This is a genomic window from Pseudomonas sp. PDM14 (assembly GCF_014851905.1).
Taxonomy (GTDB): Bacteria; Pseudomonadota; Gammaproteobacteria; order Pseudomonadales; family Pseudomonadaceae; genus Aquipseudomonas.
On sequence record NZ_JACVAQ010000002.1, the window covers coordinates 1,351,925 to 1,373,610 of the forward strand.

General features: G+C 66.0%; 20 protein-coding genes and 2 pseudogenes. 4 read left to right on the plus strand and 18 right to left on the minus strand.

Annotation, left to right across the window (positions count from 1 at the left end; genetic code table 11):
- Positions 1-17 precede the first annotated feature (17 nt).
- On the plus strand, positions 18-491 hold the full coding sequence (locus IB229_RS18840; protein ID WP_192331433.1) for a hypothetical protein: 474 nt from the start codon (positions 18-20) through the stop codon (positions 489-491).
- Here IB229_RS18840 and IB229_RS18845 read toward each other — a convergent pair.
- The 6 genes and pseudogenes from IB229_RS18845 to ppc all read right to left on the minus strand — a co-directional run bounded on the left by IB229_RS18845 (position 488) and on the right by ppc (position 6,769).
- On the minus strand, positions 488-1,189 hold the full coding sequence (locus tag IB229_RS18845) for an extensin family protein (RefSeq protein WP_192331434.1): 702 nt from the start codon (positions 1,187-1,189) through the stop codon (positions 488-490). The genes IB229_RS18840 and IB229_RS18845 overlap by 4 nt on opposite strands.
- Before the next feature lie 84 nt (positions 1,190-1,273).
- Positions 1,274-2,134 (minus strand): DUF72 domain-containing protein, encoded by an 861-nt coding sequence (locus IB229_RS18850; RefSeq protein WP_192331620.1) that lies wholly within the window; start codon positions 2,132-2,134, stop codon positions 1,274-1,276.
- Positions 2,134-2,478: a hypothetical protein gene (locus IB229_RS18855; RefSeq protein WP_192331435.1), complete on the minus strand. Its 345-nt coding sequence runs from the start codon at positions 2,476-2,478 to the stop codon at positions 2,134-2,136. The genes IB229_RS18850 and IB229_RS18855 overlap by 1 nt, the downstream gene beginning before the upstream one ends.
- Positions 2,479-2,563: 85 nt before the next feature.
- The gene (tsaB, locus tag IB229_RS18860) at positions 2,564-3,241 is read right to left on the minus strand and encodes a tRNA (adenosine(37)-N6)-threonylcarbamoyltransferase complex dimerization subunit type 1 TsaB (RefSeq protein WP_192331436.1); all 678 of its coding nucleotides are present in this window, start codon (positions 3,239-3,241) and stop codon (positions 2,564-2,566) included.
- Positions 3,242-3,325: 84 nt separating this feature from the next.
- Positions 3,326-3,973 carry an adenylate kinase gene (adk, locus tag IB229_RS18865; RefSeq protein ID WP_192331437.1) on the minus strand — a complete coding sequence of 216 codons (648 nt, stop codon included), beginning with the start codon at positions 3,971-3,973 and terminating at the stop codon, positions 3,326-3,328.
- Between the two features lie 159 nt (positions 3,974-4,132).
- Positions 4,133-6,769, minus strand: a pseudogene (ppc, locus tag IB229_RS18870) (phosphoenolpyruvate carboxylase).
- A 194-nt stretch (positions 6,770-6,963) separates the two neighbouring features.
- Here ppc and IB229_RS18875 point away from each other — a divergent pair.
- The 3 genes from IB229_RS18875 to IB229_RS18885 all read left to right on the plus strand — a co-directional run bounded on the left by IB229_RS18875 (position 6,964) and on the right by IB229_RS18885 (position 8,811).
- Positions 6,964-7,308: a pilin assembly protein gene (locus tag IB229_RS18875; RefSeq protein WP_192331438.1), complete on the plus strand. Its 345-nt coding sequence runs from the start codon at positions 6,964-6,966 to the stop codon at positions 7,306-7,308.
- A gap of 273 nt (positions 7,309-7,581) precedes the next feature.
- On the plus strand, positions 7,582-7,992 hold the full coding sequence (locus IB229_RS18880; RefSeq protein ID WP_192331439.1) for a DUF4398 domain-containing protein: 411 nt from the start codon (positions 7,582-7,584) through the stop codon (positions 7,990-7,992).
- A gap of 42 nt (positions 7,993-8,034) precedes the next feature.
- Positions 8,035-8,811, plus strand: coding sequence for an OmpA family protein (locus IB229_RS18885; RefSeq protein ID WP_192331440.1), 777 nt, complete (start codon positions 8,035-8,037; stop codon positions 8,809-8,811).
- 40 nt (positions 8,812-8,851) lie between these two features.
- On the opposite strand, the gene IB229_RS18890 is transcribed toward IB229_RS18885, so the two are convergent.
- The 12 genes and pseudogenes from IB229_RS18890 to IB229_RS18945 all read right to left on the minus strand — a co-directional run bounded on the left by IB229_RS18890 (position 8,852) and on the right by IB229_RS18945 (position 21,668).
- Complete coding sequence (locus IB229_RS18890) at positions 8,852-9,199, minus strand: hypothetical protein (RefSeq protein ID WP_192331441.1); 348 nt, start codon at positions 9,197-9,199, stop codon at positions 8,852-8,854.
- Between the two features lie 12 nt (positions 9,200-9,211).
- Positions 9,212-10,099: an alpha/beta hydrolase gene (locus IB229_RS18895; protein ID WP_192331442.1), complete on the minus strand. Its 888-nt coding sequence runs from the start codon at positions 10,097-10,099 to the stop codon at positions 9,212-9,214.
- A gap of 9 nt (positions 10,100-10,108) precedes the next feature.
- Positions 10,109-10,237: pseudogene (locus tag IB229_RS18900) on the minus strand (TIGR00266 family protein); the annotation flags it as partial.
- Between the two features lie 116 nt (positions 10,238-10,353).
- Positions 10,354-11,643, minus strand: a complete 1,290-nt coding sequence (locus IB229_RS18905; RefSeq protein WP_192331444.1) for a flavohemoglobin expression-modulating QEGLA motif protein — start codon at positions 11,641-11,643, stop codon at positions 10,354-10,356.
- A gap of 11 nt (positions 11,644-11,654) precedes the next feature.
- Entirely contained in the window at positions 11,655-12,209 is a 555-nt protein-coding gene (locus IB229_RS18910; RefSeq protein WP_192331445.1) for a hypothetical protein, read from the minus strand.
- A gap of 83 nt (positions 12,210-12,292) precedes the next feature.
- Entirely contained in the window at positions 12,293-13,006 is a 714-nt protein-coding gene (locus IB229_RS18915) for a TetR/AcrR family transcriptional regulator (protein WP_192331446.1), read from the minus strand.
- Between the two features lie 290 nt (positions 13,007-13,296).
- On the minus strand, positions 13,297-14,799 hold the full coding sequence (gene lysS / locus IB229_RS18920) for a lysine--tRNA ligase (RefSeq protein ID WP_192331447.1): 1,503 nt from the start codon (positions 14,797-14,799) through the stop codon (positions 13,297-13,299).
- A gap of 62 nt (positions 14,800-14,861) precedes the next feature.
- Positions 14,862-15,957 (minus strand): peptide chain release factor 2 gene (gene prfB, locus IB229_RS18925; RefSeq protein ID WP_192331448.1). Its coding sequence is split into 2 segments (ribosomal slippage): positions 14,862-15,884 and positions 15,886-15,957, totalling 1,095 coding nucleotides; the frame shifts between segments, so codons are not numbered across the junction.
- A gap of 102 nt (positions 15,958-16,059) precedes the next feature.
- A complete protein-coding gene (gene xrtQ / locus IB229_RS18930; protein WP_192331449.1) occupies positions 16,060-17,412 on the minus strand; it encodes an exosortase Q in 1,353 nt (450 codons plus the stop codon).
- The gene (locus IB229_RS18935; RefSeq protein ID WP_192331450.1) at positions 17,409-19,427 is read right to left on the minus strand and encodes a VIT domain-containing protein; all 2,019 of its coding nucleotides are present in this window, start codon (positions 19,425-19,427) and stop codon (positions 17,409-17,411) included. Before IB229_RS18935 ends, xrtQ begins: the two co-directional genes overlap by 4 nt.
- Before the next feature lie 188 nt (positions 19,428-19,615).
- Positions 19,616-20,659: an autotransporter domain-containing protein gene (locus IB229_RS18940; protein WP_192331451.1), complete on the minus strand. Its 1,044-nt coding sequence runs from the start codon at positions 20,657-20,659 to the stop codon at positions 19,616-19,618.
- A complete protein-coding gene (locus tag IB229_RS18945) occupies positions 20,637-21,668 on the minus strand; it encodes a response regulator (RefSeq protein ID WP_192331452.1) in 1,032 nt (343 codons plus the stop codon). The genes IB229_RS18940 and IB229_RS18945 overlap by 23 nt, the downstream gene beginning before the upstream one ends.
- Positions 21,669-21,686: the final 18 nt, after the last annotated feature.

Genomic DNA, 21,686 nt, shown 5'->3' on the forward strand with positions numbered 1-21,686 from the left:
GGTAGCACGAGTTGAGCATGTCCGATACACCGTCCATTTCTCGCAGCCTTGCCAGCTCCGCACCCGCCGTGGAAACACCGGCGGCGCCAGGTTTCGCGCACCCGGCGCACCGCGAGGAACTGGCCGAAGCCGGCAGGCAGGTGGAGAGTTTCCGCCAGGTCCTTGACCAGCGCGCCTGGGAGCTGGCTGTGAGCAGCCCCCGGCGTGGGCAGAAGGTCGATCCCTGGCTACTCGATCTGGCCGCAGCCAGCGCGCCATTGGTGGACAGTACTGTCGGTGAGCCGGAAATCCAGGCAGCAGCACTGGAAGTCCTGCTGCTGACTCGCCCCGAGGTCGGTCGCTCGCGTACCAAGACGCTAAGCGAACACAGCATCGCCCTGCGACAGACCGAAGCGGCCGGCACCTATGGCCGTGTCGCGCAGCTGCTCAGCCCGGAACCTGCGCCCGAAAGCGACGAACCGAATAACGCAGCCACCCCGGCAACCCGCTAGCGGCACAGGCGAAACATGCCCATGTCGACGTGGAAATGATCGTGGTGGGCAGCGTTGTATTCCGGCCCCAGGGTGATGTTGAAGTGTTCGCAGGCAGCATCGCGCACCTTGCGCAGGAACCGCGCTTCATCGCCCTCGCCCTGCCAGTCACGCGCCAGGGTGATGCGCTGGCCGTCGCGCAGACGAAAGCCCGCGATATCCAGGGCATTGGCCGAAGCATGCTGGCTGCGGCGCTGGCTGTTACCGATGTTGCGGCAGGCAAAGCTGCCGAAGTGCTCGATGCGCGTCACCGGCTGGCCGAACACCTCCTGCGCGGCCGGCTGCAGACCGTGGCGTTCGAACAGTGCGTAGGCCACCGCCAGCTTGCAGGTGGCCAGGTAGCTGCTGTTGAAGCTCACACCCGAGCCGCGCACCCGCACGCTGTTTTCCAGCGGGCAGTCGGCGGCCGGCGTGCTGTCAGGCAACAGGTCATACGTGAGCGAACTGCTGCTCAAGGCCTGCACACAGAGCGCAGGATCCTGCTGCAGGCGCATCAGTTTGAAACCGGTCAGCAGGCTCGGCGGGTCCTGCACATCGAGCGGCGCCCAGGGATTCCACTGGCGCGGCACATCCAGCCATTGCTGGTACACCGCCATCGGTACACCGACCAGCACGGCGAGCAGGCTCAGCCAGAACAACCGGCGCAGAACAACAGCCATCGCGCGGCAGACTCCTCGGGAAATGAGTGGAAACCCTAGCCGCAGAGCGCCTGGGTCGGCACGCAGAATGCGTTACCGGGTACTTCAGAGCAGACCGAGCTGCTCACGCTGGAGTTCAGGCTCTGGCAGCGCCGGCAGGCCAGGCAGGCGCTCGCCCAGCCGCGCATGGAAGCGCATGGCCTGGGCGGCAGCCAGCTTGTTGTCCGGCGTGTGCAGGACTACGTAGGGCTTCAGGCCCTGCTCGATCCACTCGGCGACCTTGCTCACCCAGGGCAACAGGAAGGGTTCGTTGGCCTGCAGATCCGGCCCGCCGATGAAGCGCACCTGCGGGCTGCCGCTGAACGCCGCAGGACGAGTCGGCAGGCGCGGCTTCTTCGATTGCGCGTGCAGCACCGCGGGATCGCTGGATACGCAGCTGAACAACGCGCGCGAATCCAGGCAGATGCGCTCGACGTCGCGTGCCTGCAGGTGGCGATTGAGCAGCCGCTCCTCCTCGCCCTTGGCGAAGAATGCCGGATGGCGCAGCTCGACGGCGATCGCCCGGTCGGCGAACTCATCCAGCCAGAACAGCAACTCGCCCAGGCGCGCCGGGCCGAAACTCGCCGGCAACTGCAGCCAAAGCGGCGCCACGCGGGAACCTAGCGGTGCGAGCAGACGAAGAAAGTCGGCGGTGGCGGCAAGCTGCTCGCGCAGGTCGCCTTCGTGGCTGACATCGCGTGGCAACTTGGCGCAGAAGCGAAAGCCCTCGGGCATCTGCTGCGCCCAGCGGCGCACGCTGTCTTCGTTGGGACGGGCATAGAACGTGGTGTTGCCCTCGACCGCATTGAATATGCGGGCGTAGTGGCCAAGGGTTTCAGCGGGACGAACGGATGGCGGATAGAGCGTGCCGCGCCAGGCCTGCTCGCTCCACGACGGGCAGCCGAGGTGATAAGGCAGCAAGGGAATCAGGCGTACAGGTCGAGGCCGAGAACTTCGGCGGCGTCGCGCTCGCTGGTGAAGTTGGCAGTGCTGCCGTAGGCGGCCAATGCCATGTTGGCCTTGGCGTTGAGTGGGCGTTCCTGGCTGAGGACGTCCTGGGCGCGGGCTGGCAGGCTGTCGCTGCTGGCATTGTTGGGCTGCACACGACGCAACTGCGGGGTCTGCTCGAAACCCTGGGTACTGGCCGGCAGGGCCGGTTGCTGGTTGCGCTCCTCTACCTCGCGCTGGCTCTCGCGATAAGGCGTGACCGCACTGCCCGGACGAGGGGTGCGTTCCAGCGAATAGGAGGAGGTGAAGCCGTCGATACGCATCGGTTACTGCTCGGTTTACGTGCTGGCAATTTAGCGGCGCAGCGCGCGCTTGGCAATTCTTCGCAGAGCCAGGCCGGACGGAAGGTTAAGGCGCGGCCTTGGGCGTGGCCACCTGATCACGCAGGTACACCGGTTGCGCCTGATCCGCCGGCAACGCCTCACCGCGTTGCCAGGCGAATGTGGCGAGGCTCAGCAGGTCCTCGGCATGTGGTAGCAAGGCGCCGTCCTGGCCGCTCACCGCGACCAGGCGCGAGGCAAATGTACCCCAACCAGTTCCGGCGCCGAACCACTCGCCGGTAGCTCCACGCGGCAGGCTGGCCTGCTCTGGCGGCAGCACGGCTTCGATGCCCTGCAGGCGCATTTCCCCCTGCTCGGCCCGGTAGCAGCCCCAGTACACCTCGTCCATTCGCGCATCGATGGCCGCGGCCACCTGCTGCGCACCCTGCTCACGCAGGGCACGCTGCGCCAGCACGGCGAGGTTGGACACCGGCAGCACCGGGCGATCCAGGGCAAAGGCCAGGCCCTGAACCACGCCAATGGCGATGCGCACGCCGGTGAAGGCGCCAGGACCACGACCGAAGGCGATCCCATCCAGCGCCGACAACGGCACACCGGCCTCGCCAAGCAGGGTGTGGATCATCGGCAGCAGGCGCTGGGCGTGCAGGCGCGGAATCACTTCGTAGTGACTGATCACTTTGCCGTCGTGCAGCAGGGCGACCGAGCAGGCTTCGGTAGCGGTATCCAGGGCCAGCAGAGTGCTCATCGGGAAGTCCGGTCGTGCAGAAAAAGGCGCGCAGTATAAACGCCAACGGCCCGCAAGCGGGCCGTTGGTCGAACCGCGGGAGGCTTAGCTGAGTGCAGCCAGAACCTTGGCGGTAATTTCGTCGACGCTGCCGACGCCAGCGATGGCACTGTACTTCGGCGTGCCTTCGGCGGCCGAAAGCTTCTGGTAGAAGTCCACCAGCGGCTTGGTCTGCGAGTGGTAGACGGACAGGCGGTGACGCACGGTCTCCTCCTTGTCATCGTCGCGCTGGATCAGCTCGTCGCCGGTCTCATCGTCCTTGCCAGCCACTTTCGGCGGGTTGTGCTCGGTGTGGTAGACGCGGCCGGAAGCCGGGTGCACACGACGACCGGCGATGCGGCCGACGATTTCCTCGTCGTCCACGGCGATCTCGACCACGTTGTCGATGATCACGCCAGCTTCCTTGAGGGCCTCAGCCTGCGGGATGGTGCGCGGGAAACCGTCGAAGAGGAAACCCTTTGCACAGTCGGGCTGAGCGATGCGCTCCTTGACCAGATTGATGATCAGGTCGTCGGAGACCAGGCCACCGCTGTCCATCACGCTCTTGGCCTTCAGGCCCAGCTCGGTGCCGGCCTTGACCGCTGCGCGCAGCATGTCGCCAGTGGAGATCTGCGGAATACCGAATTTTTTGGTAATGAAACCAGCCTGGGTACCTTTGCCGGCACCGGGCGCCCCCAGCAGAATCACGCGCATCGATGTGCTCCTCAATAAATGACTAGAAATCGTCGGATTCGCCTCATGGGGCCAATCTCGCTATTCGTGTTTCGGCGTCACTGAGCGGCCAAAAGGTTGACCAAGATACACAGCAGCCCCCAGCCACACAAGCCACCGAAAGTCGGAGATTTCGGGGCCTCAACCGGTGTTGCGCAGGCCTGCCGCGATCCCCGCCACGGTGACCAGCAAGGCCTGCTCCAATGGGCTCTGCGCAGGGTCCTCGCGCAGCCTGGAACGGGCCAGCAGCTCGGCCTGGAGCAGGTGCAGGGGGTCCAGGTAGATGTTGCGCACGGTGATCGCTTCGCGGGTCTCCGGACTGTGGGTGAGCAGCTCGGACTGACCGGTCAGACCCAGTACGATAGTAGAAGCCTGCGACAATAGGTCGCGTAGGTGCGCACCCAGTGGTCGCAGGGGGTCGCCGACCAGTCGTTCGTCGTACAGGGTGGCAATGGTGGCGTCCGCTTTGGCGAGGACCATCTCCAGCATGTCGATGCGCGTGCGGAAGAACGGCCACTGCTCGCGCATCTGCTCCAGCAGGCCCTGTTCGCCACGCTGCAGCGCGTTGCCCAGCGCGGTTTCTCAGCCCAGCCAGGCTGGCAGCATCAGGCGGGTCTGGGTCCAGGCGAAGATCCACGGGATCGCCCGCAGACTCTCCACCCCACCGGCGCGACGCTTGGCCGGGCGACTGCCCAGCGGCAGGCGGCCCAGTTCCTGCTCGGGCGTGGCTTGGCGGAAGTACTCGACGAACTGCGGGTTTTCCCGCACCACGGCGCGGTAGGCCGCGACACCGTCGGCCGCCAGTGTATCCATGGCCTCACGCCAGGCTGGCTGCGGTACAGGCGGTGGTTGCAGCGTGGCCTCCAGCACGGCGGCCAGGTACAGGTTGAGGTTCTGTTCGGCCAGGTCCGGCAGGCCGAACTTGAAGCGGATCATCTCGCCCTGCTCGGTGGTGCGAAAGCGCCCCGCCACCGAGCCCGGCGGCTGCGAGAGGATCGCCGCGTGCGCCGGGCCGCCACCACGGCCGACCGTGCCACCGCGACCGTGGAACAGCAGCAGCTCGACCTCGTGTTTGCGGCAGATCTCGACTAGGGTCTCCTGGGCGCGGTACTGCGCCCAGGCGGCGGCCAGGGTGCCGGCATCCTTGGCGGAGTCGGAATAGCCGATCATCACTTCCTGCGGGCCGTGCAGGCGTGCGCGGTAGCCGTGCAGGCCGAGCAGCTGGTCGATGGCCGGACCGGCGTTGTCCAGATCGGCCAGGGTCTCGAACAGCGGCACCACGCGAATCGGCCGCTGCAGCCCGGCCTCCTTGAGCAGCAGCTGCACGGCGAGCACGTCGGAGGGCGCACCGGCCATGGATATCACATAGGAGCCGAGCGACGCCTCCGGCGCCTGGGCGACCACCTTGCAGGTGGCCAGCACCTCGGCGGTGTCGGCCGATGGGCGGTGATGCGTCGGCAGGAGCGGGCGACGGTTGTCCAGCTCGCGCAGGAGGAAGGTCTGGCGGGCGGCCTCGTCCCAGTCCTCGTAGCGGCCGAGGCCGAGGAAGTCAGTGATCTCGGTCAGGGCGGCCGCATGCCGAGCGGCATCCTGGCGCACATCCAGACGCACCAGGAACAGGCCGAAACCGGCCGCGCGGCGCAGCGTATCGAGCAGCGCACCCTCGGCGATCACGCCCATGCCACAGGCGTGCAGGGACTGGTAGCACAGTTCCAGGGGCTCCAGCAGGTCGCGGTTGTCGTGCAGCACGGCGGCATCCGGCGCCACATCGTCATCCAGTGCCGCCTGGGCCCAGGCACGGGTGGCACGCAGGCGTTCGCGCAACTGCTTGAGCACCGCGCGGTAGGGTTCCGGATGCACCCCGACAACCCGTCGCAGCTCGTCGCTGGCCTGCTGCATGGACAGCTCCGCGGCCAGCCGATCGACATCGCGCAGGTACAGGTCGGCTGCCATCCAGCGCGCCAGCAGCAGGACTTCGCGCGACACCTTGGCGGTGACATTGGGATTGCCGTCGCGGTCGCCGCCCATCCACGAGGCGAAGCGGATCGGCGCTGCACCGAGCGGCAGATGCAGGCCGGTGGCCGCGTGCAGCGCCTGGTCGGCGCGGCGGAGGAAACTCGGCAGGGCCTGCCACAGCGAGTGCTCGATCACGGCGAAGCCCCACTTGGCCTCGTCCACCGGGCTCGGCCGGTTGCGGCGGATTTCCTCGGTGTGCCAGGCCTCGGCGATCAGGCGCTGCAGGCGCAGGCGGATCTGCTCGCGCTCGGCGCCATTGAGGTCGGCGTGATCGAGGGCGCCGAGCTGGGCGGCGATGGCGTCGTACTTCTGGATCAGTGTGCGCCGCGCCACCTCGGTGGGGTGCGCGGTGAGCACCAGCTCGATGTCCAGGCGCGCGAGCTGGCGGGCCAGCTGTTCGGCGGAATGACCATCGGCCTTGAGCCGCTGCAGCAACTCGGCGAGCACACGGTTCTCGAACGGCGCCGGCTCGCCCGCCGGCCGCCGGCGGATGCGGTGGTACTGCTCGGCGATATTGGCCAGGTTGAGGAACTGGTTGAACGCCCGCGCCACCGGCAGCATCTCGTCATCACCGAGCGCGGCGAGGTTGTCGCGCAACTGCTGCTCGCCCGCCGCCGAGCCCTTGCGCCCGGCCTTGGAGCCGGTGCGGATCAGCTCGATACGGTCGACGAAGGCGTCACCGTGCTGGGTGCGGATGGTATTGCCGAGCAATTCGCCCAACAGGTGGACGTCTTCGCGCAAGCGCGCATCGATTTCAGCCATGATCGGGTTCTCCGCCGGAGATAGAGCCCTCAGCTTGCACAGCGCGACCCTTTCTTACAAGCGCACGACAAACCGCGCCTGCTGCGGTCAGTAGAGACTAGGCTGGACGATACGGGTGCCAAAAGCGTTCGTCTGCCGGCCGGTTCGCCGGAATGTGCAACCGCCTGCCACGAGTGGGCATTTCAGAGGTGTTTATGAAGATCCGAGAACTTGTTCGCCATTGGGAGCAGAACGCCAAAGGTCGCCTGACGCGTAACGAGTACAGCATCCACCTGGACCTGGAAGCGGCAGCGCGCCTGGCCGCGCTGGCCGAGATGTACCCCAAGCGCAGTGTCGAGGAATTGCTCGGTGAGCTGGTCGGCACCGCGCTCGAGGAGCTCGAGGCCAGCTTCCCCTACGTCAAGGGCAGCCAGGTGGTGGCCACCGATGAACAGGGCGATCCGCTCTACGAAGACATCGGTCCCACGCCGCGCTTTCTCGCCCTGTCACGCAAGTACCTGCACCAGCTCACCGAGCAGCGCGAAAGTACCAATCACTAGCCTGTTCGCGTGACCGCCAAAGCCCCCAATCCCGGGGGCTTTTTTTCGCCCTGACGAACAGCGCCGTGACCGGCCACAACCCGCTCGTCGCCTGGTTCGCAGCGTCAATCTGTAAATTTTGTTGAACATTCGCAAAAAGCGCCGAGTCACAAAAGGGCAAGCGGGCGCAATGCAAGAGCCGCAAAAACACGAATTTCTTCGTCGAAAAACGGCAAACAGGCGCCCATCGGGAGAATTGCCATCGGGCAATGCGACGCCGAGGACTTAAATCCAATGGAGCTGAACATCATGAAGACACGCCCAGCTGTAACCCTTCCCAGAACACTTCTGGCAGCCCTGGCGGTAAGCGGTAGCGTACTGCTGGCCGGTTGCGCAGGCACCCCGCCCACCGAGCAGTTCGCCGTCACCAACACCGTGGTGAAAAGCGCGGTCAGCGCCGGTGGCCCGGAATACGCGCCAGTCGAGATGAAGTCCGCGCAGGACAAGCTGCGTCAGGCCGAAACCCTCCTCGAGGACCATGAGTACGAACAGGCTCGCCGCCTGGCCGAACAGGCCGAGTGGGATGCCCGCGTCGCCGAACGCAAGGCTCATGCGCTGAAGGCGCAGAAGACCCTGCAGGACGCCCAACAAGGGGTTCAGCAGATCCGCGAGGAAGGCTCACGCACTCCGATCATCGTGCAGTGACCCACGCCCGCCTGACTTCGAATCGATAAGGATGATCCCGACATGAACAAGTTGATCGCTATTCCCGCCCTTTCCGTGCTCAGCCTGGCCCTGGTGGCCTGCGCCGCCAAGCCCAACCCGAACCTGGAGCAGGCGCGCGCCAACTACGCCGAGCTGCAATCCGAGCCACAGGCCAGCACCCACGCCGCGCTGGAAACCCGCGAAGCTGCCGACATGCTGTCGCGCGCCGAGCAGGCCTACGACGCGCACCAGGACACCGTGCAGGTCGACCACCTGGCCTACATCACCAACCAGCGCGTGGAAGTCGCCCGCCAGACCATCATGCAGAAGGCTGCCGAAGCCAGCCTGGCCAACGCGCCGGCTCAGCGCACCCAGGCACAGCTGGATGCCCGCAACCAGCAGGTCGACATCCTCCTGCAGAAGCTGCAGGCCAAGCAGACCGAGCGTGGCGCGGTCGTTACCCTGGGTGACGTGCTGTTCGCCATCGACCGTGCCGAGCTGACCGCTGCCGGCATGCAGAATGTCCAGCAACTGGGCAACTACCTGCTGCAGAACCCGGATCGCCAAGTGGTGGTGGAAGGCTTCACCGACAACACCGGTACCGTCGATCACAACCTGCGCCTGTCCCAGGCACGCGCCGACTCGGTGCGCAGCGCGCTGGTGGCCATGGGCGTGTCGCCGACCCGCATCACCACCCACGGTTTCGGCAAGGACTACCCGGTAGCCAGCAACGCCACGGCCGATACGCGCACGCTCAACCGCCGCGTTGAAGTGACCATCGCCAGCGGCCCTGGCCCGGTCGCACCACGCGCCCTGTAAGCGCGTCGCAACGAAAAAGCCCGCTTTTCAGCGGGCTTTTTCATGGGCGCGGCAATTGGCGCGGCACGGACCGACGCGGGGTTTCCTGACCCATGCAGCGCACGGCCTGCTTCTTGTCGTCGACCAGCACGCCGGTAAGGCCCTTCTGCTCGGTGTCGAACAGCACGAGAATGCCATCGAAGCACTGCGCCACCTGGCGAGCCGGCTTCAGCGACATCTTGTAGTCTTCGCCCGGGACGGTCTTGAGCATGGTGAACTCGGCCAGCAGCAGGGCATCCTCCTCCTTGGCGAAGTGGACGTAGCCGTAGTACCAGAGCACCAGCACGGTGCCGATGACGCTGGCGATACCGGTGAGGATCAGGGGAATGGCGTTGCGTTGTTCACTCATGGCGTTCTTCACTTACTGGGGACTGTCGGGGTTGGGGATTTCGACCAGCCGGCGCAGCCCGACGAAGCCCGTGGGGTCATCGAGGTAGCGCAGCATCACCTCGCGCCAAACCGGATCGGCGAAGGTCTGCACATGCCCGCCACGGGTCGGCTGGAACGCCCGGGGAGGCGGCGCAGCCTGATACAGACTCACGCCATTGGCAAGCGGCACCTGCTGATCGTCGATGCTGTGGTAGATCAGCACCGGCAGACCGAGCAGGCGCGGCATCGAATGGATCGCACTGTCGGCGTCGGGCACCAGCCAGGACAGCGGCACACGCAGCCAGCGGGTCGCCCAACTGCCGCTCAGGACATGCCGCGCTACATCACGGTAGCTGGCCGGCACGCCATCGAGCACCAGCGCATGCAGGCGCTCACGCCGCGCCTGGTGCTCGGCCAGGTAATGCACGGCCAGCGCACCGCCGAGGCTCTGCCCGAGCACCGTCAGCGGCGTACCCTGCACCTCCGGCGCCTGGTCGAGCCAGGCGAACGCCGCATCGATATCGGCGTACACCGCCGGCAGACCTGGCGCACCACCCGACAGGCCGTAGCCGCGGTAATCGAGCAGCAACACCTGATAGCCCTGCTCCGGCAGCCAGTAGCTGCCACCGAGGTGCGAGGCGACGTTGCCGCCATTGCCGTGCAGATGCAGCACCGTGCCCTTGACCGCCACGCCCGGTTTGGCCGGCAGCCACCAGGCATGCAGGCGTACGCCATCGGCGGTGGTCAGGTAGATATCGCGGTAGGCCAGTTCGGCGGCAGCCGGGGTGACCGGCAGCTCGCGCTCGGGGTAGAACAGCAGCGAGCTGCAGCCACTCAACAGTAGGCCGCAAATCAGCACTACCAAGCGCCGCAACATCATCTACTCCTCCATACCCATATCGAAACGCAGGCCCTCGCTCATCCCGGCCTCGCCGATTACCGCCTCGTCCGGATCGAGGATGACGTCCACGGTCTGCGCCGATGCGCCGAGAATCTCGTCGAATGTATGGCTGGGCATCGCAGGCTCCATGAAAAACGTAGGGCCACTGTAGGAGCCAGCTGGCTGGCGATCGGTTCGCTCGAGAAGCGGATGATCGCCAGCCAGCTGGTTCTACGGGTGACACGGCGCGCGCATCAGAGAATGTTGGCGTAGTCCGCCTCGATGCGGTCGAGACTCAGGTGATTGAGGAAGTTGGAGAAGCACATCCATGCCGACAGCGCATTGAGGTCGCGGAACTGCGGCGGCAGGTACTTGGGCGGCGTTACCAGTCCCTCGTCGACCAGCTGGCGCAGCGTGCGCATGTCTTCCAGGGTGGTCTTGCCGCAGAACAGCAGCGGGATCTGCTCCAGCTTGCCTTTGCGCACGGCCAGCTGAATGTAGTTGTAGATGAGGATGAAACCCTTGAGGTAGGACAAGTCCTTGGTGAATGGCAGGCCGGTCGGCGTCGAGCCGCGGAATACCCGGCTGGCGTTGCCGTAGCTCTCGGCCATGCCGTAGCCCTGCTCCTGGTAGAAGGCGTAGACCTGCAGGAAATCGGCGCCCTCCTCGGCCATGTGGATGGCGCGGGTGCGGTTGGTCAGCTTGCGCAGGCGCGTCGGGTAGGAGGCGAAGGCGATGACCTCCATGAGGATCGCCAGGCCTTCCTGGGTCACCGTCGACGAGGGCGGGCCCTTGGCCAGGAAGGTGCAGATCGGCTGGCTGAGGCCATTGAGCGTGGTGCCGACATGCACCAGACCCTCATGCACTTCCAATGCACGCACGTCGCGCTCGTTGAACATGGCGTCGGCACGCACCTTGATGTAGTCGGCACCGGCGGCGGCATCGGCGACGATGCCGTCGGACTCGAACACGCGAATGGTGTCGTCACCGAACACCCCGGCAAGGCGGGTCTGCAGCAATACCACGGCGTCCTTGGCGGTGAGGTTCTTCGCCTCGTCTTCGAGGTCGCCGCGGCTGGCGATGTTGTTCAGGTAGTCGGAGAGCATCAGGCCGAGGTCGGCGAGGGTCGGGTCACCGGCATGGAAGGCATCCGAGGCGGCGCCGTAGAGCTCCTGGGAGATCAGGCCGAAATCCGGCGTGCCGCGTGCTTCGAGCATGCGGATGACCATGCGATATTCCTTGCACATGCGCCGCATGATCTGCCCGACCGGATTGAACTGGCCGAGCTGGCGGGTGATGTCGCGCTCGATGTTCTGGAATTCGAGTTTCTTCGCCGAGGAGTCGAAGGCCAGCGGGCGATTGTCGTAATAGGCGCGGTCGACCGCCGGCATTTCCTTGCCCTTGGCCTTGAGGAAGCCCTTGCGCACGCTGTCGTCCCACTTGATCGCGTCGAGCACGCGGATCGGCGTCTGCGCCTCGACGATGCGGTCGGAGAGCGTGCGGATGGTGGCGTGATAGCCGTCGAGAGCCCTGCTTTTACTCATTCCCCACCCCGTTACTGAGCGCTGCTGCGCTGATAGCGCGCGACCTCGATGAACACGTCCGAATTGGCCTGATCGTCCAGGTAGCGGAACACCTGATCCAGCGGACTGGTGATCAGCACGCCGTCACCCTCGCTGGTTTCCACGCCCTGACCCTGCAGGGTGCCGCCACCGACCTCCTGCAGCACGCGCTCGACGTCGAGGTTGTAGATCACCAGCTCGTTGTCGCTGGTCAGCTCGAAGCCGGCAATCGCGAAATTCGCCCCCAGGCGCTTGGGCAGGCCGGCCGAGATGTACCAGCGGCGACCATGGTGGGCAACGGTGAAGCCGTACTCCTCGGCCTTGAGGGTATCCTCGTCCTCGCCCCAGGAGCGCGCCTTGTACACGTTGGAGCCGGCGCGGCTGACGCTGAGAAACTGCCGATCACCCCACTCGTCCTGGCGCTCCCAGTCGCCGAGCAGCGGCATCGGCGCCGCCTCGTTGGCCGGAATCGGGTCCTTGAAGGTCACCAGGCAGCCGCTGAGCAGCAGGCAGACCAGAGAGGCTACGGCAACGCGCCAGGCTTTCATTACGCACTCCTTGTGAGATTCGCTGAATCAGCAGTGGCGACCGTTCGCATACAAAACGCCCCGCAACAGCGGGGCGGATTTCATCAGATGCCGACGACCAGGTTGAGGAAGCGTCGCAGCACGGCGCGCTGGCCCTGCATGTCGTGGTCTTCCACCCCCTCGACGACGGCATGATATTCCATCCGAAAAATAAGCGTAGTCAACACGCGCGCATCCTCTACCGGCGCCTGCGATCCCATCGCGGTCAGCGCCATCTCGGCAAAGTGGAAACGCAGCTGCTGATGGGCCTCGGCCAGTTTGCGCAACGCCGGGTGGGTCAGCGCCTCGTGGCGGAATGCCAGCTCGGCCAATACGTCGGCGGTGCTGTTGCGCACCTTGGTCGCGACATGTTCCACGGCCAGGTCGATGGTGTGGTCGACGATCCTCTGACGCGCCTGCGGATCCTGGCGCGAGGCCTCGGCGAGGCGCTGGAATTCGACCTCGATCCCCTGCCAGAGCACGGCCAGGTTGGCCGAACTGCGCTCGACGAACAGCGCGAAGCTGTCGGTGATCAGGTCCTGGATGTCTTTGAAGTAATAGGTGGTGGCCGAGAGCGGCACCCGGGCTTCGGCAGCAACGGCGCGGTGGCGTACGCCGCGCATGCCCTCGCGCACGATGATGCGCAAGGTCGCTTCGAGGATGCTCAGGCGGCGTTGTTCGCTGCCCTGGCGGCTGGGCTTGCGGCCCTGATACTGCACATTTTCGGAGAGTTCGCTGGCCAGGCTGGCCGGACATTCCCTAACAGACACAAGGCTCACAGTCTTTCCTCACTGGGACGAAGGACCTGTTCACGATCACCTGAATCGAAACCAGACAAGGAAAAGTGATCGAGGAACACACGGCCCCGCACTCGGGTCTACGAGTTGCGAATGTGCATTCCGAGAGCAGCTTTAACCCCGCATGGCCACAGTCAGGGCGTCGTGAGCAGGTTCCAAGGCTGAAAACAGGGCCTACAGCAGTAAACCAGCTCTTTTCACTACGGACATGGCAAAGGTGGCCCTTTGCCATGTCACAGAATCCGCGAGGCTGCCCGCTCAGGGCAGACTGATCAAGCCTGTGGACGCATATGCGGGAACAGGATCACATCACGGATCGATGGCGAGTTGGTCAGCAGCATGACCAGGCGGTCGATACCGATACCCTCGCCCGCAGTCGGCGGCATGCCGTACTCCAGGGCACGAACGAAGTCGGCATCGTAGTGCATGGCTTCGTCGTCGCCGGCATCCTTATCGGCCACCTGCTGCATGAAGCGCTCGGCCTGGTCTTCCGCGTCGTTCAACTCGGAATAGGCATTGGCGATCTCGCGGCCACCGATGAACAGCTCGAAACGGTCGGTGACGCTCGGATCGTCATCGCTGCGACGGGCCAACGGCGAGACTTCGAACGGGTAGCGGGTGATGAAGTGCGGCTGCTCCAGCTTGTGCTCGACCAGCTCTTCGAAAATCATCACCTGCAGCTTGCCCAGGCCTTCGAAGCCGAGCACCTTGGCGCCGGCTTTCTTGGCGATTTCGCGGGCGCGGTCGATGTCATTGAGGTCGGCGGCGCTGATGTCCGGGTTGTACTTGAGGATCGAGTCGAACACCGACAGGCGCGCGAACGGCTCGCCGAAGTGGAACACCTTGTCGCCGTACGGCACGTCGGTGGTGCCGAGCACCAGCTGGGCCAGCTCGCGGAACAGTTCCTCGGTCAGGTCCATGTTGTCTTCGTAGTCGGCGTAGGCCTGGTAGAACTCGAGCATGGTGAACTCGGGGTTGTGCCGGGTCGAGACGCCCTCGTTACGGAAGTTGCGGTTGATCTCGAAGACCTTCTCGAAGCCACCGACCACCAGGCGCTTGAGGTACAGCTCCGGGGCGATACGCAGGAACATCTGCATGTCCAGGGCGTTGTGGTGGGTCTCGAACGGCTTGGCCGCAGCGCCACCCGGAATGGTCTGCAGCATTGGCGTTTCGACTTCGAGGAAATCGCGCTGCATGAGGAAGCTGCGAATGTGGGCGATCACTTGCGAACGCACGCGGAAGGTCTGACGCACGTCTTCGTTGACGATCAGGTCGACGTAGCGCTGGCGATAGCGCTGTTCGGTGTCGGACAGGCCGTGGTGCTTGTCCGGCAGCGGGCGCAGCGACTTGGTCAGCAGGCGCACGTTGGTCATCTCGACGTACAGGTCGCCCTTGCCGGAACGGGCCAGGGTGCCTTCGGCGGAGATGATGTCGCCCATGTCCCAGGTTTTTACCGCGGCCAGGGTTTCTTCCGAGAGGGTCTTGCGGTTGACGTAGACCTGGATGCGCCCGGTCATGTCCTGGATCACCATGAACGAGCCACGGTTGAGCATGATGCGCCCGGCAACCTTGACCGGAATGGCAGCGGCTTCCAGCTCTTCCTTGCTCTTGTCGACGTACTGTTTCTGCAGGTCGGCGCAGTAGTTGTCGCGGCGGAAGTCGTTGGGGAAGGCGTTGCCCTGCTCACGGATGGCAGCAAGCTTTTCTTTGCGCTGGGCAATCAGCTTGTTTTCTTCCTGTTGCAGTTCGTTCTGGTCGAGTTGTTGATCGCTCATGGTCATCGGTTTCCGTCACGGTGTCGTTGCCGCCCTCCTCTGGAGAGCGGAATCGAAAGGTATTACAGGCCTTGCTTGAGGCTGGCCTCGAGGTACTGGTCGAGGTCGCCGTCGAGGACCTTCTGGCAGTCGCTACGCTCGACGCCGGTCCGCAGATCCTTGATGCGCGAGTCATCGAGCACGTAGGAGCGGATCTGGTGGCCCCAGCCGATATCCGACTTGGTGTCTTCCAGCGCCTGGGACGCGGCGTTACGCTTCTGCATTTCCTGCTCGTACAACCGGGCCCGCAGCATTTTCATGGCGGTGTCCTTGTTGGCGTGCTGGGAACGTTCGTTCTGGCACGCTACCACGGTGTTGGTCGGTACGTGGGTGATACGTACTGCCGAGTCGGTGGTGTTGACGTGCTGACCACCCGCACCGGAGGAGCGGTAAGTGTCGATGCGCAGATCGGCCGGGTTGATGTCGATCTCGACCTTGTCGTCGATCTCGGGCGACACGAACACCGCGGAGAACGAGGTGTGGCGACGGGCGCCGGAGTCGAACGGGCTTTTGCGTACCAGGCGGTGCACGCCGATTTCGGTGCGCAGCCAGCCAAAGGCGTACTCGCCCTTGATGTGCACGGTGGCGCCCTTGATACCGGCAACCTCGCCCTCGGACAATTCGACGATCTCGGCACTGAAGCCGCGCTTGTCGGCCCAGCGCAGGTACATGCGCAGCAGGATGTTGGCCCAGTCCTGGGCCTCGGTGCCGCCGGAACCGGCCTGGATATCGAGGTAGGCGTTGTTCGCGTCCATCTCGCCGCTGAACATGCGGCGGAATTCCAGCTTCTCGAGGATGCCGCGCAGGCGCTCGACTTCACTGACGATGTCGCTGACGGCGCCTTCGTCGTTCTCTTCGGCGGCCATTTCGAGCAGGTCGCGCGAGTCGGCGAGGCTGCTGTGCAGGTCGTCGAGGGTGTCGACGATCAGCGCCAGGGAGGCACGCTCACGGCCCAGATTCTGGGCGTACTCGGGGTTGTTCCAGACGCTCGGGTCTTCGAGTTCGCGGTTTACTTCGACGAGACGATCATGCTTGTGATCGTAGTCAAAGATACCCCCGAATAGTCTGGGTGCGCTCGGACAGGTCCTTGATGGCATTAAGGATCGGGTTGATTTCCATGGCTGACGGCACTCGCAGGTAAAACTTCGGAAAAGCCGGCGAGTATACCCGAGTCGATCCCGCGCGGGCAGCCGGGCCGACCACTGTCCACCCGCCTGCGTGCTACAGCGCTTCGGCCACCGTCACCGCGCGCCACGGGCCTGGCGAGGCACCGGCGATGGCCGCCCAGTACCAGGCCGAGTGGTCGCTGAAGCTGCGCCCTGCGGCATCCTCGATGTACTCGCACACGCTCAGCGCCGGCCCCTTGCCGCTGGCGACGAAGCAGCGCTGCAGCCCCGCCGCCGCGGGACGCTGGCGCAGGCCGATGGCGTCGATGCGGTAGCCCAGGCCGCGAAAGCAGTCCGCCGCCGGGTGCAGCTTGCGCGTCGCTGCCGTGACGTGGCGCAGGGTCACCGCACGCGGCCCCGCACTGAAGCGGGCGATGGCACCGGGGAATTCGGCAACGAAGCGCTGCTCCACCGCCGACAGCGCCAGTGGACGCAGCAGACTGCCCTCGAAACGCTGCGGCCACTCGACGAAGACCGGCACCGCCGTTTCGCTTGGCAGTGGCCGCGTCAAGGTCGAGCACAGTCCCAGCGCCACGAACACGCCCACCGCGCTCCATTGCCACCCCGGCGCCAGTGCGCGCGACACCGCGACCGGCAGCCCTGGCCCTGTCGCCTGCGCACCGGCACTGACCACCCGCAGCACCAGTGCACAGACCGCCACGAACACCGCCAGTCCCGTGGCCTCGTGCATCCAGTCCGGCCACCCCGATTGCCCGGTTTCCTGCAGCACCAGCAGGGTGTTGCGCAGGCTGTTACCGGCCAGCACCAGTACGCCAAGCAGCGGCAAACGCCGCATCAGGTGAACATCGCCCAGACGCAGCCAGGCAGCGCTGGCGAAGGCGCAGAAATAGGCGACCCAAGCCATGTGGATGCCCGAACAGGGCGCATCGACCATCACCAGCTGGCCGCCGACATCCAGAGTGCTGCCCTGCCGCTCCACCGCCAGGCCCAGGCCACGCAGCAGCCAGACGCTGGCCTCGGCGGTGATCAACCGCAGCGGATAGCCGGCGAAGAACTGCAGCGACGAGAGAATCGGCAGCGCCAGCAGCCCCAAGCCCAGCCAGGCCAGCGCCGGTTGTCGCGGACGGCGCAGTGCCAGGGCCGCACCGAGCACCGCCAGCACGGCCAGTACGCCGCGCGCCAGGGCCGGCACCGACTCGCCAGCCGCAATCGCCAGCCCGCTCAAGGCTAACGATGCCAGCAGCCAGGCGGGCCTCGGCGTGGCGCCAACATGCTCGCGCTCGCGCCACAGGCACAGCAGCAACATCGCCAGTGCGACCACGCCATACGGATCGTCCGAGCCGTCGCTCATGCGCCGCAGACTCCACAGCCACACCGGCCACAACGCCAGTGCCGGCAACAGCAGCCACAGCCAGGCGGGCAACCTCGGCAGCCGTCCTGCGCTCATGCTCGTGCGCGCCGGCGCAGCATCCAGCCCATGCCAGCCAGGCCGATCAGCAGCATCGCCCACACGCTCGGCTCCGGCGTGCTCGGCACCTGGATCGATGTCGGCGTGCCGATGGCCTGGTTGCTCACGCCCTGCGGCAGCGGCAATGGCTGATCGACCTGCGCCGCCTGGGCCGGGTCGGGATTGCGCACCAACTGGTCCACGGCGATGAACGAGGTGTAGGGCGTCAGCAGGTTGTAGGCCAGCCCCAGGTCGAGGATCTGCTGGCTGTAGGCGTAGCCGCCCTCCAGGGTTTCCTGGTCGACCAGGCTGGCGATGCGATGCCGCGCCCACAGGTGGGCCAGGGCCTGATCACCGTCGCGCACCTGCGCCGCGTCGATCGGCACCTCGTTGCGCCAGGGCCCGGTGGCGCCGATGCCCTCGGCCCGTACCCGGCCCTTCGCCTCGCCGCGCCATTTGCCGAATACCACCAGCGGCCGCTCGGCGAACAGGTCAGGCAGCGCCACGGGTTCGACGTCGTAGGTTTCCAGGCCGTCGAAACTCAGCTTCGGCCGCGCCAGCACGGGTGCATCGATCATCTGCCGCAGGCGCTCGGCCTCGGCATCCGCCGCCTGCTCGTCGAGCACCACGAACGGCTCGCCCTGCCCGGCGCGCGCCAGGCCTTCGATCAGCTCGCGATTGACCGAACTGCCGATGCCGAAGGCGAACAGGTTGGCCTTGTCGAGGTTGCTGCGCACCAGGGCGAAGGCGTCGCGCTCCACCGTCACGTAGCCATCGGTGACCACCACGAAGCTGCGCGAGCGCTCGGCGTCCGCCGGCATCGCCAGCGCCCGGCGCAGGGCCGGTAACAGCTCGGTGCCACCGCTGCCCATCTGCGTGTCGAGCAGGCTCAGGGCCTGGTCGACGTTGGCGCGACTGGCCGGCTGCGAGCGCTCGGCCAGCACCGTGCTGCTGCCGGAGAACAGCACCACGTTGAAGCTGTCGGCCGCACGCAGACCGCCGATCAGACGGCGCAGCAGGCGCTTGGTGGTATCCAGCGGAAAGCCGTGCATGGAGCCGGAGATGTCCACCACGAAGATGTACTCGCGCGGCACGATCAACTGGCTGTCGGGGCGTTTCGGCGGGGCGATCAAGGCCAGGAAGAAGTTCTCTTCAGCCCCGCGCGACAGCAGCACGCCACTCTGGAATGCATCGCCGCCCAGACGGTAGTCGAGGACGAAGTCGCGGTCGTTGGCCTTCTCGCGCGCGTCCAGACGCACCAGGGTGCGGCCACCGGCCTGGGCATCGAGGTCAATGCGATGGCTCGGCGAGGCGACGTCGCTCAGCGCGGTCGGCGCCTGCAGGTCGACCTGCAAGGCAAACGCGCTGGCACTCGGCTGACCGGCCGCCAGGTGCTGGGTCGCTACCCAAGGTTCGGCCGCATGGCTAGGCGCACCCACTGCGCCGTTGTAGCGCGGGCCGACCACGGTGGGGAAAACGAAGCGATAGAGGCCCGCGGTGGGCACCAGCAGCTCGGTGTAGCGCAGCTCCACATCCACCACGTCGCCAGGCAGGATGTTGGCCACGTTCATCTGGAACACGTTGGCGCGTTGCTGCTCGAGCAGGGCCGCAGTCTTGCCCGCGCTTTTGGCCGCCTGGTACTCCTGCGCGGCCTTCTGCTTCTCGCGAATCTGTGCCTGCAGCTCGCGCTCGCCCAGGCGCACGGTCATGCCATGCACCGCCGCACGGGTCGAGCCGGGAAACACGTAGCGCGCCTCCAGGGCACGGCTGCCTTCGTTACGGTACTGCTGGATCACCTTCACGTCGGCGATCACGCCGAGCACCTGCACCTCGACCCGTGTCGACTTCAGCGGCAGCGCATCCACAGCCGGATCGGCGTTGTCCACGGCGAAATAGGGGCTCTCGCCCCGCTCCGCCTCGCCGGCCGCCACCAGCCCCGGCAGGGCCATCAGCGCCGACAACAGCACCACCCACGAACGCGGGACAGCCCCCGCGATGGAACGAAAGAAAAGCATACTGCGCACTCCGTGCAATCGAATACGCAGCCAGCATCGCCATCCTGTGTGGAGGGCATTGGTTGCCTGTGTGGCGATTGCGTGGAGTTATGTGGAGGGCCGGTTTGCGCCCGCTGCGACTCCTAACTCGCACCTATAGAACCACGCGGTCCTCGTAGGGTGCGCCATGCGAGATTCGCAACAGGTTCTTAGAATTTCAGGCTCAGGCGCGCGGCCAGGCTGTTGTCATGGGCGTCCTCGGCGTACTGGCCGGCGTAGGTCAGGCCCAGGTACAGGTCGCGGCTCAGCTCGTGGTCCAGGCTCAGGTCGAGGCGCAGCACGTCACGCTCGAAGGTGCGCCCCAGCAGCAGCTGCGAGTCACCTGTCAGCGTGCGCGCCGTGGCCTGCGTACGGTCATCACCATAGGCATGGCGCCAGGCCAGGCTGCCGCGGCCGACCAGGCGGCGCTGCTGCAGCTGCCAGGACGTTGCGCCGCGCCAGCCGAGCGTGAGGTAGGCGCTATCGTCCGCCGCGCCGGGCAGGCGCAGCGCCTGCACGCCGCCCTGCTCGCGCAACTCCTGGGTATCCAGGTAGACATAGGCCAGGCCGGCGAATGGCTCGATGCTGAAGGCGCGAAAATCCAGCGCATAACTGGCTTCGCCGAACAGTTGAGTCGTGCCGGCGCGGCCCTGCGCGCGCAGGCGCTCGCCGTCGACCCGACGCTGGCTGTGCAGGTCATGGCTGCTGTAGCTGCCGCCGAACTTGAAACCGAGCTGGTAGTAGCGCGTCGCCGCGTACAAGCCCAGGTGATAGGCGTCGGCGTCGCTGCGTGCGGCGTGGTCATCGGCCTGCAGCTCACTGCGGCTGAAACCGGCCATGGCGCCGGTCATCCACATGCCCGACAGCCGCCGATCGGCTCCCACGAACAGGCCGCCACCTTGCCGCTCCAGGCGCGCCGAGGCCGCATCGCCCTGCCACGCACCTTCGCTGCCATGCGCGCGCGACCAGCCCTGCCACTGTTCGGCCTCGGGTTGCGGTTCGCGGAAGGCGAAGCGGATCTGCTGCAGGCGGTCGAGCATCGCCTCGCGCGGCAGGCGGCTGTCTTCGAGCAGCAGGCTGCGCTGGCTGAGGGCGAGATGGCCGTTCTGCGGCGCGGCGTCGACCAACTGGCTGGCGCACAGGGCCAGCAGGAAGGCGACGCCGCGAGGCGTGTTCAGCGCGGCAGGAAACTCAGTTGGCGCGCAGCGTGCCATCAAGCATCGCCACCTGGTTGCGCCCGTTGTGCTTGGCCTGGTACAGGCCCTGGTCGGCCATTTCCACCAGCGTCAGCGAATCCTGACCGACAGCGGGAATCGCGGTCGCAACGCCAATGCTGACGCTGAGCAAGGAGCCCGGCCGGGGCTGGTCATGGGGAATCTTCAGCGCCTCGATGGCACGCCGCACCTTCTCCGCCAGCAGGCGCGCGCCGCCGGCCGAGGTGCCGGGCAGGACCATGGCGAACTCCTCGCCGCCGTAGCGGGCAGCCATGTCCGAGGAGCGGCTGCAGGAGGTGCGCAGGGTTTCCGCCACCTGGCGCAAGGCATCGTCACCGGCGACATGGCCGAAGGTGTCGTTGAAACTCTTGAAGTAGTCGACGTCGATCATCAGCAGCGACACCGACGACTGCTCGCGCGCTGCACGGCGCCACTCCATCTCCAGGTACTCGTCGAAATGGCGGCGGTTGGAGAGTTTGGTCAGGCCGTCCGAGTTCATCAGGCGCTGCAGGGTCAGGTTGGTCTCCAGCAACTGCTGCTGGCTCTCGCGCAGGGCGCGGTAGGCTTCGTCACGCTGCTGCAGGGCGATATAGGAGCGCGAGTGGTAACGCAAACGGGCAATCAGCTCGATGCTGTCCGGCAGCTTGACCAGGTAATCGTTGGCGCCGGCGGCGAACGCCGTGCTCTTCACCGAGGGGTCGTCCTTGGTCGACAGCACGATGATCGGCACATCGCGCAGCGCCGGCGTAGCGCGGTACTCGGCGAGCAGGATCAGGCCGTCCATGCCGGGCATCACCAGGTCCTGCAGGATCACGGTGGGGCGCAGGTTCTCGGCCACGGCGATGGCTTCGTGCGGGTCGGAGCAGAAATGGAAGTCGATGTCATGCTCGGTCGCCAGCGAGCGGCGCACCGCCTCGCCGATCATCGCCTGATCATCGACCAGCAGAACCATGACCGAGCGCTCTTCCGTGCTCGTCATTTCCGCGTAACTGCGATAGGGGTATTGCATAGCGCACTCCGAGCCCGC